Below are 14405 nucleotides of genomic sequence, written 5' to 3'. Positions count from 1 at the left end.
GGTCTTCGTCAGCTGGCGAGATCGCCATTCTGGCGCGCCCATGCCAAGAGTTCGTCGGATGGCATCGGCTTGGCGATGAAATAGCCCTGAACGACGTCGACACCCAACTCGGCAATGAGATCCCATTCCGCCTGTGTTTCGACACCTTCTGCGACCGTGGAGAGACCCAGCTTCTTAGCCAGCGACACGCTGGATTCGAGCATTGCGCGGGCTTCTTCGTCTTGGGGGGCGCCATCGACGAATGCCCGGTCGATCTTCAGCTCTGTGAACGGGATGCGTTTCAACTGCTGCATTGACGAAGCACCGGTGCCGTAGTCGTCAATGGCAAGTCCAACGCCCTTCATCCTCAAACGTGTAAGGATCTCGAGCGGTGCAGCGACATCCTCCATTATCCGGCTTTCGGTCACCTCGATGATGACGGAATGCGGATCGATGCCTTCTTTTGCGATGGCAGCGATGACCAGATCGAACACCTCGTAACGCGTCAAGGAGTCGACGGAAAAATTCACCGCCACCTTGATGTCGAGCCCCTTTTTTTGCCAGGCAGCAGAGGCGACCATTGATTTCTCGAACACCTGACGCGTCATTTCGTCAATGAGACCGTGTTCCTCAATCACCGGAACAAACGCAATCGGTGGGATCAGCTTTCCATCTTCACCGCGCCATCGGACCAATGCTTCAACACCGATCAGTTTCCGGTCCGGTACTGCGACCTTAGGCTGGAAAAAGACATCTATCGCTCCGCTTTCCAGCCCGGCCTTGAGCGTCTCAAGCGTGAGACTTTCAATCGGCCCGCGCCTCGTAGCGGATTGTTGGGCAACATGTTTGTCGAGCAAGGCTTTCAGCGGGTCGGGTTTGATCGGCTTTTGAATGGCCCCAAGAACTTTTAGGCGATGCGCCTCGGCAAGTTGTGTTGCTGTCTGAAGTATCCGTTTGTCCTCGCCGCTCACGAGAATGATCGCGCAGGGCGCATCCCGTTCGGCAAGGTGGCGCAGAAACTCTAGACCATCCATGCCCGGCATGTTCAGGTCGCAGAGAATGACGTCGGGTGTATGGGCTTCAACAGCGTCCAAACCCTTGGCACCATCCTCCGCCGATAGGACCGTGTCGTATCCAATTCTGGTTAGTATCTTGGTCGTTAAGGTCGTGATGAACGGGTCATCATCTACGATCAAAACCTTGGCCATGCCCATATCAAGGGTCCAGTTCTCGTCAAAGGTCGGCAATGTGGTCCGCAATCTGCTGCATTATTGGCCGAAGCTTTGGAAACTCCACGTTAATGGCGGCCCAATCGTCGGATTTTCCGGCCTTCTCCAGGTTCAAACTGAGATCAGCGAGTTCATTGGCGCCGACGGCCCGCGCAGAGGATTTAAGTTTATGGCCGGCCGCGCCAACTGCGGCCGCATCCTGTGCTTCAACTGCGTCTGCAATTTCTCCAACAACATGCCACGCCGGATCAACAAAATCAGTCAAAACCTCATTTATCGTCTCGCGGTCATCGCCAAAGATCTCTTCCAGGGGCGACAGATCAATCGGCGCACGTTCGACGGTGTTCATTGGTGAAACGACGGCGGCGGCTTCTTTTCCGTCTTCACAGCCAATTTCCGCGGGCGCTTCAACGCGATTGACCGCTGCATGCGGCAGCCAGCGCTTCAGCATTTCCTTGAGCTTTTTCATCTCAAGGGGTTTCGGGAGAAAATCATCCATCCCCGCTTCGAGACACCGGTCGGCTTCTCCTTGAAGGGCATTGGCGGTGATGGCAATGATCGGAACCCGGGTTGAACCGTTGGTCTCGTGCGCACGGAACTGCCGCGTCATTTCCAACCCGTCCAACTTCGGCATGTGCACGTCCGACAGAACAACGCCAAAGCGGCCGGATCGCATAGTTGCCAGCCCGGCTTCGCCGTCTTCAGCGATCTCGCATTGATACCCTAGAAGACGCAACTGCCGCTGGATGACATCCTGGTTTGTCTTGTTGTCCTCAATCACCAGAACCAATTCACCGTTTGCCATAGCTTCGTCTGCGCTCGGCGCGATACATCCGCCCGCCTCGACAGAGGGAGCATGTCTGATGGCACTGGGTGATGCCCTACCCATCGCAACACAGAGGGCATTCAGCAAGTTTCGGCGCGTGAGCGGTGTAGCTGGCACCACTGTCGTATCCGGCAACTCAAGCGGCGTTCCAAGATCGGCCATCCGGCGTTCGACCAAGAACCGCGTCTGCTTGAGATGATCATCGGCGCGGAAACGCTCCCGGAGATCCGCTCTTGCCGTTTCCTCATACCCGAGACCTAACAGGACAGTGTCGTATGGAGCCGACTTTTCATGCGCCTCAATTGCGCTTTGAAGCAGAAGCTCCGGTTCACTTACTAGATCAACAGAAGCACCAGAGCAGCCAAGGTACGTCTCAATAAGGGTCCACCTGGTCGGGTCATCAGGCACGAGTGCCAGAACCTTCACACCCGCCAGATCATGGCCGGTTTCGACACCTGCCTCTTCAACGATCTCGTGTGTCAACGTGACCGTGAAGGTGCTGCCGTCCCCTGGAACACTCTCCACGTCGATTGTTCCACCCATCATGTCAACCAAGCGCCGCACAATGGTGAGCCCCAGGCCCGTGCCGCCGAACCGGCGGGTGGTGGACACATCGGCCTGCTGAAATGGTTGGAAGAGGTTTGCCGTCTGTTCCGGGGTCATACCGATCCCGTGATCTTGCACTTGATACCGGACGGTAGCTTGTCCTTCTGAAATCTCATTCATATCGACCCGAAGCGTGACCTGGCCGGCCTCAGTAAACTTCACCGCATTGCCGAGGAGGTTAAACAGGATCTGGCGCAGCCGGACCTGATCTCCTGCAACTTCAGCCGGGATCCTCGGATCGCAATAGGCGATGAAATCGAGCACTTTTGCACAGGCGTTCGGCCCCATAGTTTCACCGACGCCCTCCACAACATCAAGAATGGACATGGGGATCATTTCCAGGTCCATCTTGCCGGCCTCGATCTTGGAGAAATCGAGGATGTCATTAATGATGGTCAGAAGCGCAAAGGCAGAGTCCCGGACAGTCGCGGCCATTTGCATCTGTTCGTCGTCGAGATCGGTATGCGTCAACAGATCAATCATGCCGACAACACCATTCATGGGCGTGCGGATTTCGTGGCTCATGGCAGCCAGAAACATGTCCTTGGCCTTGGTGGCACTTTCGGCCTTTTCCCGTAACTCTTCGGCACGCTTACGGTTCGCCTCGGCCTTTTCCATCATGTCCAGTGTGGCCTGACGCGCCTCTTTCAGCTCTTCCATTTGCCGAAGAAGCTGATGGCGAGCCGCAACCCGTTCTGTGATGTCGGAATAGGTGCTAACAAACCCACCGCCTGGCAGCGGGCCACCCTTGACCTCCATGTAGCTGCCGTCCGGGCGGGCGCGTTCAAAGGCGTGTTCCTCGAAATACCGCACTTTCTGCATCAAACCCCGGACGATCTCGTCCACATCTCCCGGCCCAAACTCACCGTGTTCGGCGTCAAAACGAATGAGAGCTTCAACGCTTTGGCCTTCGAAGACCAGCTCATCGGGGTAATGGCGCATGTCGCGGAATTTCTGGTTCCAAGCAAGAAGCTTCAGATCCTCGTCGAACACAGCAACGCCCTGGATCATGCTGGAGAGTACGCTTTCGAGCAGTCCGTCCCTGTTCATCTGCATGCTCCCTAATGCTCCATTGGATCAATCCGTCAGGTTCAATCCCGCATGGACCCGTTCGATCAACGCCAGAGCTTGACGTTGGCATTTGTGCTCCATCAACCAAGTGAAAACGGCACCGGGGCCGGCGTTTGGCAGGTCGTCAGGTGCTACGATCAAAGCCAAGTCGCGGAGTTCACCGTTGATGGAAACCATCATTCGTCCATCCGCCGCAAATTCGTTCGGCAGCGCCAGCATGTGCTCGTTCGCCGGCCAAGCGACATCTGTCAGGCGGCCCGCGCTGCTGCGAATAGAGATATCTGTGCCCTGTCCGGCATCCCGGCGCCATAAGGCCACAGCATCCGGCAAGGTGCACCGTGGTCCGGAACTGTCGACACTGACATGCCAGATGCTCGGCGGCACCATGAACGCACCATCAGTGACACGCGATGCACCCATGACATCCGACCGCGCGTCCGGGTCGCCGACAAGTGCAAGAACTGCAGACCACCCCGCAACGTCACTATTCTGAGTGGAGGCCTCATCCTTTGCAGCCGGCACACCAGAGTACGGCCCCTCGAGGACTTGCATTTCACCGCTTTGGGATAAAAGCGTGAGTTTGGCGCCCTCCGGCAAGTTGATTGCCTGCCCGGTTGCCAGCCTCGTTCCCGGAGTGATTTCATCTGTACCGCTGACCGCGACAACAACGATCTCCGCATGCGCAGGCAACAACATCATCGCCAATGCTGACAGGCAAATCCACAGTCTTTTCAACATCTTCACTCCTCAAGCGCAGGTGAAGCGTCACTTCTCCGACAAGACAACCTTCGTGCCGGACAGCCCTTTTTCCAGCCGGTCCAAATGAAACCGGGACGGCCCATCATCTGACTTGATAGCCAAAACCCGTTCAAAAAGTGTTTTTGCAACCTCTGTATCTTCGTTCAGCTGATCATAACCAGTGATGTAATCCTGAAACCAGGTTTCCTCGGAGACGCCTTTTGGACTTGGTTCGAAACAGCCAAGGGTCTGCTGCCTCCCCTTCAGGACAACTTCGCCGAGGGGCCGGAAGACAAAATCAGTATTCACTTCAAACCGCTCCAGAACAGTCTGACTAACACAGATGCGAGAGCCCAGATATTTGTTGGCGCCTTCCAATCGTGCCGCCGTGTTCACCGTATCTCCAATCCCCGTGTAATCGAAGAAACGGTGACCACCGAAATTCCCGATCACCGCATCGCCGCAATGCGCCCCGATGCGGGTCACGCCCAACGACACCCCCTGCTCCAACAAGGATTTCCGGTACTGTTCCGCCGTCTGATCAAGCTCGACAGCAAGGGCAACGGCGTTTTTTGCTTGCGCAGGATCGTCTTCGGGTGCGCCCAGGAAGCAGACAACCGCGTCACCAATGAGCTTGTCGAGCGTTGCACCGTGGCGGAAAACCACGTCACAGACTTCATCAAGATATCCATTCAGGATTTCTGCGACGCGATCAGGCGGCAACTCCTCAGAAAGGGTCGTGAACCCAGCCAGGTCGGTAAAAACGTACGTGACCAAGCGCTTCTCGCCGCCCAAGGCAAGTTCAACCTCACCCGTCGCCAAACGTCTAACGACTTCCGGACTGACGTATTTCTCAAAAGCCGACACCACGAACGCACGCTCCAGCCGGTCCTGCCGCCATCGCACAAGAGCCAGCAGGAAAACACTTGCCGATGCTGCGGTCACAGGGCCGAGAACCGGGAGCAAAGCGGTCCCCGCCTGCATCAATCCCCATGCCACCACCCCGTAAATACTGAGGCAAATCACGAAACCTGTGAAAAACACCTTTGGCTGCCGGAAAATTGTAAAAACAAGAGCCGAAACGCCGGCGAAAAGGACAAGCAATCCTATTGACTGCGCAAAGGTTGGAACCGCAAGCGCGCGTCCGGACAACAACTGCGCCAGCACATGAGCATGGATCTCAATGCCTGGCAGATTTCCAGCCTGGACGCCCTGAAGGGAGGCCAAAGGCGTCGCATGGCGGTCCGTGCCCGGAAGATCCGTTCCAATCAGAACATATTTGCCGGAAAACCAGTCTTGAGGAAGAAAGGCGACGGTATGGGCGGGGTAGCGCGGGAACGGCCCTGCGTCATCAGCCGAAAGCGCTGGATAAAGGATCCGGCTGTCAAAAGGCGTCTTTTCAAAACGCTGATTTGCAAGCGCTTCGGTGAATAGCGGTGTCTCGCCATCATTGACGGGCAGATGTCGCAGAATGCCATCTGCATCGTCTCTCTGCAAAATCACAGACCCTGGTTGCCGGCGTTCCACTACGGAAGACAGATAAGCAGCTTGTTTTTCCGTCAGAAGACTGGCGGGGACCGTCGCCAACACAACTGGTGTCGCCAAGTCATCCAGGACCTGAAGAAGCCCGGCGTCTTTTTCCGGTTCGCTCGGGCTGTCAAACAGCACGTCGATGCCAATCCCTGCCGGTCCAGCCGCATCGAGGGAGACCAGCAATTCGGCCAGAAACCTGCGGTCTATTGGAGAGCGGTAAGGGAAAGAGGCCAACGTATCTTCTGTGATCGTAACAATCACAATATCCGTATCGGAGACTTGCTCGCTGGGCATGAACTCCAAGACGGCAAGGTCGCCAACTATCGGGTCTAGCCGGCTGGCAACCGGTATCGCAATCAGCACTGCAAGCAGCGCTGCGCAAACTGCACTGCCCCATCGCCCCAGAAAACTGGTTTCAGGTCTGCCGGGCGGCGACGAGGTTGTCATCGCGCGCCGCCAAATGTGTTTTGCCAGTCGACAGCTGAGAACACCTTAGTTCGGTGCATCAAATCGTTGGACTTCTGATTGCGTGCCATCGGCATAAGTCAACTGCACAGATATGAACTGCGTCGGCTTCGGAATGGTCGCATGAACGGTCGACCCAGGCCCGCTGGAAGGGATTGCATGCGGATTGTCAGGATCGCAAGCACCGATCTCAAACGTCTGATCCGGCGCATCCGTATCCAATCCATAACGCACTTCATCAATGGCGCACCGGTAACTGATCAAATGGGTGAAATAGACCAGCCGCTTGCCGTCATAGTCCCGGTAGCTGAGCCAACCATTCGGCATCCGTTCCAAGATATCTTTTTGCCCTGCGATGAGGGCGAGGCCCGGACTGAACTTGATCTGGAATGGTCCCTGTTCTTCGCCGCGAATGTCGGTGTATTTGACCGCAATATCCATTTCGCCAGCGTTCCCGGGGAGCTCGATCATCGGATAAGCGATCGGCCGGCCAGTCGTTGGATCCATGGAATTCGCCATGAAACCGGTCGACTTGAAATCCTGATCCGGCAGTTTGACGAAGATCTCTTGCGTGCGGTCGGCGATCGCCAGATTGATCATCCATCCCTGATTGCTGCGCATGGCATTGATTTTAACCGGATTGCTGAGGGCGGCGGTGTTCATGACCGACAAAGCGGCCAAGCGTGTCTTGGCATCTTCCTGCCATTGGGCCGCCATCTGCTGGTCAATGAAGTACCTCAAGAACCGTCCTTCATCGACGCGTTCCTGAAATTTCTGCAACAGCTCCAGTTCCTGCGTCTTGTCGGCGAGCGATTGCTGACCAACCCGCGCCGCAGAAAAATCCTGGCTCAGAGCGTAGTAGGCCGGTGTGAAATCCGGATATGCATCAATGAACGCGGTCAAGCGGCGAACGCGTTCCTCGCGCTCTTCCAGCAAGATCTCGGCAAAGAGTGTCGTTGGATCGCGCCGGCCTTGCGAAAAGGCGTTATAGACTTCGCGCGCGCCTGCCCGCCCCTCCTGGATTTTCAACACCGATTGGAACCGGACGTGCGGGTCCACTTGAGGCTCCCCAAAAGCAAAATACTTCAAGTAATCTTGGCGGGCTTTAGGATAATCGCCTTTGATCTCACGCAGACGCGCATTGGCGTAAAACTCATGCGGGCGCTGCGGATTTTCGACCAACAACGACCGGCTCTGGATCTTGGCAAACAACTGTTCGATGTCCCCAGACGGCCCTGAACCAATCTGCGCCAGCCGTGCCTTGGCAAGCTCAGAAAACGCTCCTTGCGGGAACCGGTCCAGATAGGCCTGGATCTGCTGGCGATCATCGGAGTCTTTGACATCGTTCCAGAACTGCAGCTCGACCTGAATGGCATCAGCGCTGAGTGGCGCTGCCGGTTGCGCCCCGGTGTCCTGTGTAGCTCCGCCAGGCAGCAGCACAATGTCTTGCGTCAAGGATGAATGGTCCCAAGGCACCTGTTCGCCGCCCGTTGCTTCTACCACTTGCTGGCGAACGCGCTTGAAGACCGTTTCAATCGACGCGCCAGGAACAAGCATTTCACGGGCAATTGCAGCGGTATAAGGGCTGTTCAATCCAGCTCCGTCTGTTGCGGTGCTGCCAGGGGCTGTCGCAAAGGATATGAAGCTTCCGCGCGGCGTGCTGGTCAAAAGAGAGAAGCCACCGGCCGTCCCGCCCGCAGAGCGTGTAAGCGCTGTGTTACGGCACGCATCCAGGATGACGATGTTGGCGCCTTCATGCGAACTCTCAACCGCAGTGAGCACCCAGTCGACGGAAAGAGCTTCGAACTCGGCATCAACCTCATCCCGCAAATCCGCTTCAAGCGGCGCTAGATAATTCTTTCCACCCGCTTCAAATCCGTGCCCCGAATAATAAAATGCCGACAAGGAGCCCTTCGGCGCTGCTTTCAGTTTGTCAGAAAAGTCCCGCACCGAGCGTTTCATGGTGCGAAGATTGGCATTCAACACGAGCTCCACTGTAAACCCGGCAGATCTGAGACTGTCCGCAACGAGCGCAGCATCATTTGCCGGATTTTTCAGCACATTCAGCGTCTTACTGTCATAATCGGCATTTCCGATGACCAACGCGTGCCGTTCCTGTCCAACTGCGGAGCCGCACATGGTCAGAATAAGTACAAACGCCAGAAATATGGTGTTTTTGAAAAGACTTCCCGGCAATGTCAGGGCCATCTCACGCCTCCGTTGACGGATATGTTCCGATAATTTGATATGAGAAAGAACGTTACGTCAATTGTAGGCACCTGCAGTGCCTGACCTTTTTGAAACTCGACTACAGCCGAACCATCAACCGCGTTGAGCCGGCAACTCAAGCTTTTATCTCGGCACTCTATCTATCGAAAAACGCTTTCATTTTCGCTGCGAGTTCTGATTTTGGATGGTAAGTGCACCCGTCAATAACCTCCAGATCACCAGCCTTGTTCAGAGTATGAAATTTACGTCCAGGCCACAACGGCCCCGGTATCAGCGTTTCGTGAACCGACTGCTGAAAAGTTGTCGGGCTTAACTCATCGACCCGGGCAAAGGCAAGTGCCGCACCATAGCCGTTCCGGCAATCCTGAACTGGGCGCCACAATTCTCCGCCCTGCAAAAAGAACCGTCCTGCCGGCCGTGCGGCGCGGTCATCAACTAGGACAGGATTTTTCTGGTGGGCGTGCCAAGGGCCGAACAAATCATCTGCATAAAAGAGGCTCAAACAGTCGGAATACCCGCCAACACCGTTTCTCGTGACGGCAAACATCCAGAACCGTCCCTCATGCTCAATGATGGTCGCATCTGCCGCTTCTACACCGGACAACAGGACAGTGTGCCGCTCCCATTGGCCGGGAAATCTTGCCGCCCTATAAAGCACAACTTCGTTGTTCGAAGAGCTTTCCGGGATCATCCAGAATTCTCCATCCCGTTCAAAAACAAAGGGATAAGAAAGATGCCACGGTTCTTCAAGAACCGTTGAAGCTTCGCCGACCGGACCGTCTTTTGTCATCTCCACCATCGAGATGACACCCTTTTGGGTTTCGTGCGGCAGGGCTTCGAAAAACAGATAATACCGGCCATCAGTTTCGATTGGAAAAGGATCAGCGAAGAACGTGTCATGCGGGCTTTTCAGAACGTACCAGGGCTCTCCACTCAGGTCACGGGTGCCCGCAACGCCCTCACCGTCAGTAAATCTCCAGCCAACCCGCCAATGGGACGTGTAGAAAAACGCTCTGTAGACAGATCGGATCAGTGTGACCGCCGTTTCCCGCAACATCCGGATCAGGACCTGTTTCTGCGTGACCGCTTGAAGTACCTCTGCCTTCATTGGCGTGCCGTGCGCGTGAGACCCTTCAACGACCTTCTTGATCAGAACTGAGACCCGCGAAAAGACGGCGTCCATTGCGCCACCAAGACCTCTTGCTGCTTCGAGCGAGGCGGTGCCGCAGGCCGCAACAGTGCCAGCTTGCCGATCGATAACTTCAATCAGTGGCGTCCCTTTGGTCATCAAGGCAGAGAACAGGGCTTCCTCACCGCAAGCTCCGTTGTATCTGACCTCAAAAGTCTTGGAGCCGCTGCTGCCACTTCCACTAGCGGTGAGATCGAAAGCAAGATCGGTATCTTTTCCGCTGGTCTGAGGCAGCTCCGAAGGATCCAGTTCGCTCATACAGGAGAACGGATCTGTGCCGAGAACACGTTCCTCAAGCTGAAGGGCCGTTTGCAGTTCCCTGGATACTAGAGGCGATGGTTTTATCAGCTGATACACCACTTCCTCTGACTGAGACGTCTTCAAAAGCTCGGATAGATGCAACAACCAACGCCGGCACCGGTCTGTTTCAACAACGATCCCGATCCTCATGAGACCGCCATAACCTGATGCTTGTCCGCGGCTGGGTCTTTGCCAGTCGCAAGGGCTTCATACGCATCCACCATGGCTTTCAGCGAATACCGCTCTTTCAAATCACCGCTTCGATCACGAAGTGTCTGCGCCACTTTCGGGTTATTCAATACCGTCGCGATAGCACTCGCAAATGCTTCGGGGTCCATTACGTCAACGAACAGAGCACATGGTTTGCCGTTGGCTTGAAGCACTTCCTGCAAGACCGGCAAATCGTTGGCAACAACAGGAACACCCGCCTGCGCTGCTTCAATGGCTGCAAGCCCGAAACTCTCCGCAGCAGACGGAAATGTGAACACGTCCAGACAGGCGAGAAATTCACCGATCTGGCTGGGGGCAAATTCACCCAGGAAATGAACACGGTTCGTTATTTCAAGTTTAGCGGCTTCAATTTGCAAACGCGTAAAGTCCGGTCCTTGACCAGCGATCGCGAAATGCCATTCCGGCTGCCTGGCAAGAATGGCTAAAACCTTGTCGATTTGCTTGGCCGGGTTCAACCGTGCGGAAACACCGAGAAGCGGCACACCGTTAGGCAAGCCAAGTTCCTCACGTGCCGAGGCTTTGTCCATCGCCCAGTCTTTGGTTTCAAATCCTTGCGGTATTAAGTCCAATCTCGACACATAGCGGTGTGGATAGCGGCCATAGGTATCGAGCAGGAAGTTGGAATTCACAGTGACCCGATCATAAATCCCGGCCATCCCGAGACCTTTGTCGAGAAGGGCAACCACTGGATTGATCAAGCTGGGTGCCGTTACCTGGTTGGCAACGATGACCGGACAGCCCGCAAGCCTGGCAATCGGTGCCCCGATCACATTTCCAAAATGTTGAAAGCAAAAGACGCAGTCCGGTTTGAAATCCCGGATGGCATTGTAAAGCTCGCCCAAGAAAGAAAAGAAACGCCACATGGACGGCCGGGTCTGACGCACGATAATGGTGTCCGGTGGCGCCGAAAAATCTTCCGACTTCTTGTAAAAGAAAAGATGCCGGACTGTGTGACCTCGGTTTGTCAGGTGCTCCCCGAGCAGACGGGAAACTTCCTGAGCACCGGCATTTTCCGCCTGCGTCTGGACAAAGAGAATGCGTTGCCCACTCATTCTCACGATTCCTTCGCGTTCATACGATCCGGTGCCAATCCGCCCAATATACGCGTTGCCGTGACATTGTAGCCTGTCGCTGTTCGTGACCGGATGCTGACGAGAACGGCCATTGCAACAAGCGAAACAGCCGTGGTCGCAGCTGCACCGACAATCCCGAACATTGGAACAATCAAAAAGAAGCCAGCCACTCGAATGAAAACGCTGAGCGCTACGATCCGCAGATAAGCCCCCTCATGCCCCGTTAACATCAAGACAGGCGCCGCAGGACCGGTTGCTGCCATTGCGGCGCTTCCGAGACACAGGATCACCAGAACATGATAGTAAGCCATGTATTCTGAGCCAAAGATCATCAGCAGCCAATGACCGGCGACACCGACAACGAAAAGACCGCCGACAACCGCAAGCGCTGTCAGGATGGCAAGGGTCTGCAGCAACCGAAGCAAACCGCCCTCATCCGCTTTATAATAGAGCTCCGGAAATTGCCGCATGGCAAACATGTTGAACGCGTCCGCAACGGACGCAAATCCGTTGGCAAGGCGTGTTGTGACAAAATAGGCGCCCGCTGCAATCGGATCGAGCAAATAGCCAACCAGAATGACGTCGAGATACTGATTGGAAGACTCCAGAATACTGGCGAACCAGAGCCGAGTAGAAGATGGCAACCAGCGATCAACGGCGAACTCCGGTTTGGCTGTAAATATCTCCGGGTACATTCGGCGCAGCACTCGGGTCAGGAAAAAAACCTGCAGGGCAATCGCAACGACTTTTCCGAGGACGATCAAATTGACAACAGATGTGACGGACGAGCTCCAGTCAAAAACAAGACAGAAGATGAGCACAACGTTTGCAAACAGCAATGCGGTCAGCTCTCTTTGTCCGTCGCCGACCAGTATGCTGACAATCGACCGGGCAAGACTGGAGAAAAACAGAAGGAAGACAGCAGCAGCAACAAACAATCCAGCGCTCAAGGCTGCCGCCCAGTTGCTGTAGAAATAGACCATCCCCGCCATCACTATGGCGCCCAGAGTTGCGCCCAGCGCCGAGATCAACAACCCAAATACGATCCCGCCTTTGGCAACAGAAATGCGGCCGGCGGCAACATTTTCGTTCCAGATCCGGATGATCAGCATTTCCTGACCGAAAGCTGAGGCAACAGCTGCCATGGAAGCCGCACTGAAAAACAGCGCAAACTGGCCGAACTGCTCCTCTCCCAATACGCGTGCGCTCAAGGTGAAGAGGGCGAAGGCCGACAGGATAGAGGCAGCTTTGACCATCATCGAGACGATCACGCCCCGAGTTTCAGACCTAAGGGCGAACGAAGCCAAAGAGGCGAACAGGTTTTTCATGCCTATGGAACGAAGCCCTTTCGGATGGCCTGGCCGAGCACCATGCCATTTAGAGAAATCAATAGCCCGAGGGCGAGTGGCGAGAATAAAGCCTCTTCCTGAAAAATTCCGTTCACAAGAACGGTTAACAAAGCAAAACTCGCGGCAATGTGAAGAGATGCACCGGTAAAGGAAGCCACCCTAAGTGTTTGCCACCCGAGCCAGATGTATACTCCAAGTAGAAAAAACGCAGCCGGCCCCATTTGATAGAGCAGAACTCCGACCGCACTCTCGATTGCGACCGGCGTGCGCCCTGCGGCCTGATAGGCTGGCCAGTCCAACTGGGAAAAGTCAGTGCCAAGGTTGCCTCCCACACCGATGCCATGTCCGAAGGGGAAACCAAGAAAATTGTAAAGCCCCCCCATGAAGCCAAGGACGTGGAAGTCGCCGATCTGAAGCCCGACCACAATTCCGGCGACGGCATAGAGTGCCAATACAAACCCAGTGACCCAAAGGCTCATCCGTGCGCCAAAGAGCTTGAACGCGAACCATGCTCCGAGCACCAAAATGAACAGAATCAAGGCACCTTTTGCATTTGCAAAGACGAGCAAAGGAAACAGCAGCAACGCCATGATAACCGAACCACGAAACAGCGCGAACACAAGCAGGAAGGCCACCGCATAGGAATAGCTGATCGCGTGCATATTTGGTCCCATGAGACGCGTAACCCTCAGGTCCAATCCGTCGAGCAGAGGTGTGTTGAATAAATCGACACGAAAGGCATCGAGAAAGCCCAGCATGACGAAACCGGTTTCTCGCGCTTCCTGGTCCCATTCAAGTGACAAACGCGCCGACCGCATGTCCAGCTCCCAGTAGCTTTCGCCCCCGGTGAAGTAGAGCCAATCCTCTCGGAAAATCAGTTCGATATATCCCATTAGAAGGAAGATCGTACCGACCATGAAGAGCGGTACCGTTAGGCCAAAGTCAAACCGCCAAAAGGTGATCAAGGCAATTTGGAAGATTAGGATCGGCGTCAGAATGTTCCGGAGGTAAATGACAGCGGTGGTCGGGTTTTGAACAAGACCGATCAGAAAATAGAAAAAGACGAGCCCAACTGCGCCAAAGGTCAGGTTCATGATGAGATCGATGGACCTGTTTTGTGCGCGAAACCGGGTCCAGTAACTGGCGAAGAAAGCCGACCAAATTGATACGAGTATGACAAAGTTGTATCCGCGAATGATTTTGAATTCATCCGGTCCGCTCAGGTTAGACGAAACCATTGAAACAAAGAAATTCTGGAACAACAGCGCAATGATGACGCTGATCAATGCAGTGCGCGGCGCGTAGTTCGCGAGCAGAACACTGAGGACCAGAGCCATCGGAATGGCGATCAGCGGAGTTAAAATGTGCCCCGCAACCGGCAGTCCGATGAGCAAAAAACCGCCAACCACTGCAGCCACCGAGCCCATCGACTCCCGGCTCCAGTCAGGCCCCTCAGAAACCAGGCCATAGCGTTGATTTTTATCGACAGTTCTCACGCAGATACCAAGCTCTTCGGGGCTGTCGTCCTGAGCATTTCGTCATACCGAAGGCGTTTATGTTTAACGGATAGTTATTGATTGATTGCTA

9 protein-coding genes are annotated in these 14405 nt (G+C 55.0%); all 9 read right to left on the bottom strand.

Features of this window, described 5'->3' with window-relative positions; translation table 11 throughout:
• Positions 1-8: 8 nt before the first annotated feature.
• The 9 genes from SADFL11_RS22445 to SADFL11_RS22405 all read right to left on the bottom strand — a co-directional run bounded on the left by SADFL11_RS22445 (position 9) and on the right by SADFL11_RS22405 (position 14314).
• Positions 9-1226 carry an EAL domain-containing response regulator gene (locus tag SADFL11_RS22445; protein WP_081450497.1) on the bottom strand — a complete coding sequence of 406 codons (1218 nt, stop codon included), beginning with the start codon at positions 1224-1226 and terminating at the stop codon, positions 9-11.
• Complete coding sequence (locus tag SADFL11_RS22440) at positions 1213-3690, bottom strand: PAS-domain containing protein (protein WP_167579025.1); 2478 nt, start codon at positions 3688-3690, stop codon at positions 1213-1215. The genes SADFL11_RS22445 and SADFL11_RS22440 overlap by 14 nt, the downstream gene beginning before the upstream one ends.
• Before the next feature lie 27 nt (positions 3691-3717).
• The gene (locus SADFL11_RS22435) at positions 3718-4449 is read right to left on the bottom strand and encodes a hypothetical protein (RefSeq protein WP_134853111.1); all 732 of its coding nucleotides are present in this window, start codon (positions 4447-4449) and stop codon (positions 3718-3720) included.
• Positions 4450-4476: 27 nt separating this feature from the next.
• The gene (locus SADFL11_RS22430) at positions 4477-6429 is read right to left on the bottom strand and encodes an adenylate/guanylate cyclase domain-containing protein (RefSeq protein ID WP_008195400.1); all 1953 of its coding nucleotides are present in this window, start codon (positions 6427-6429) and stop codon (positions 4477-4479) included.
• A gap of 45 nt (positions 6430-6474) precedes the next feature.
• A complete protein-coding gene (locus SADFL11_RS22425) occupies positions 6475-8655 on the bottom strand; it encodes a caspase family protein (protein WP_008195525.1) in 2181 nt (726 codons plus the stop codon).
• A gap of 157 nt (positions 8656-8812) precedes the next feature.
• Positions 8813-10315, bottom strand: coding sequence for a glucosamine inositolphosphorylceramide transferase family protein (locus tag SADFL11_RS22420; protein WP_008188556.1), 1503 nt, complete (start codon positions 10313-10315; stop codon positions 8813-8815).
• A complete protein-coding gene (locus SADFL11_RS22415; RefSeq protein ID WP_008193397.1) occupies positions 10312-11448 on the bottom strand; it encodes a glycosyltransferase family 4 protein in 1137 nt (378 codons plus the stop codon). The genes SADFL11_RS22420 and SADFL11_RS22415 overlap by 4 nt, the downstream gene beginning before the upstream one ends.
• A 2-nt stretch (positions 11449-11450) precedes the next feature.
• A complete protein-coding gene (locus tag SADFL11_RS22410; RefSeq protein WP_008194472.1) occupies positions 11451-12797 on the bottom strand; it encodes an oligosaccharide flippase family protein in 1347 nt (448 codons plus the stop codon).
• 2 nt (positions 12798-12799) lie between these two features.
• On the bottom strand, positions 12800-14314 hold the full coding sequence (locus SADFL11_RS22405; RefSeq protein ID WP_008191466.1) for a hypothetical protein: 1515 nt from the start codon (positions 14312-14314) through the stop codon (positions 12800-12802).
• Positions 14315-14405: the final 91 nt, after the last annotated feature.

The sequence above is a fragment of the Roseibium alexandrii DFL-11 genome (assembly GCF_000158095.2).
Taxonomy (GTDB): Bacteria; Pseudomonadota; Alphaproteobacteria; order Rhizobiales; family Stappiaceae; genus Roseibium; species Roseibium alexandrii.
Note: the sequence above shows the minus strand (reverse complement) of the source record. Positions and strands in the feature narration are given on the sequence as shown.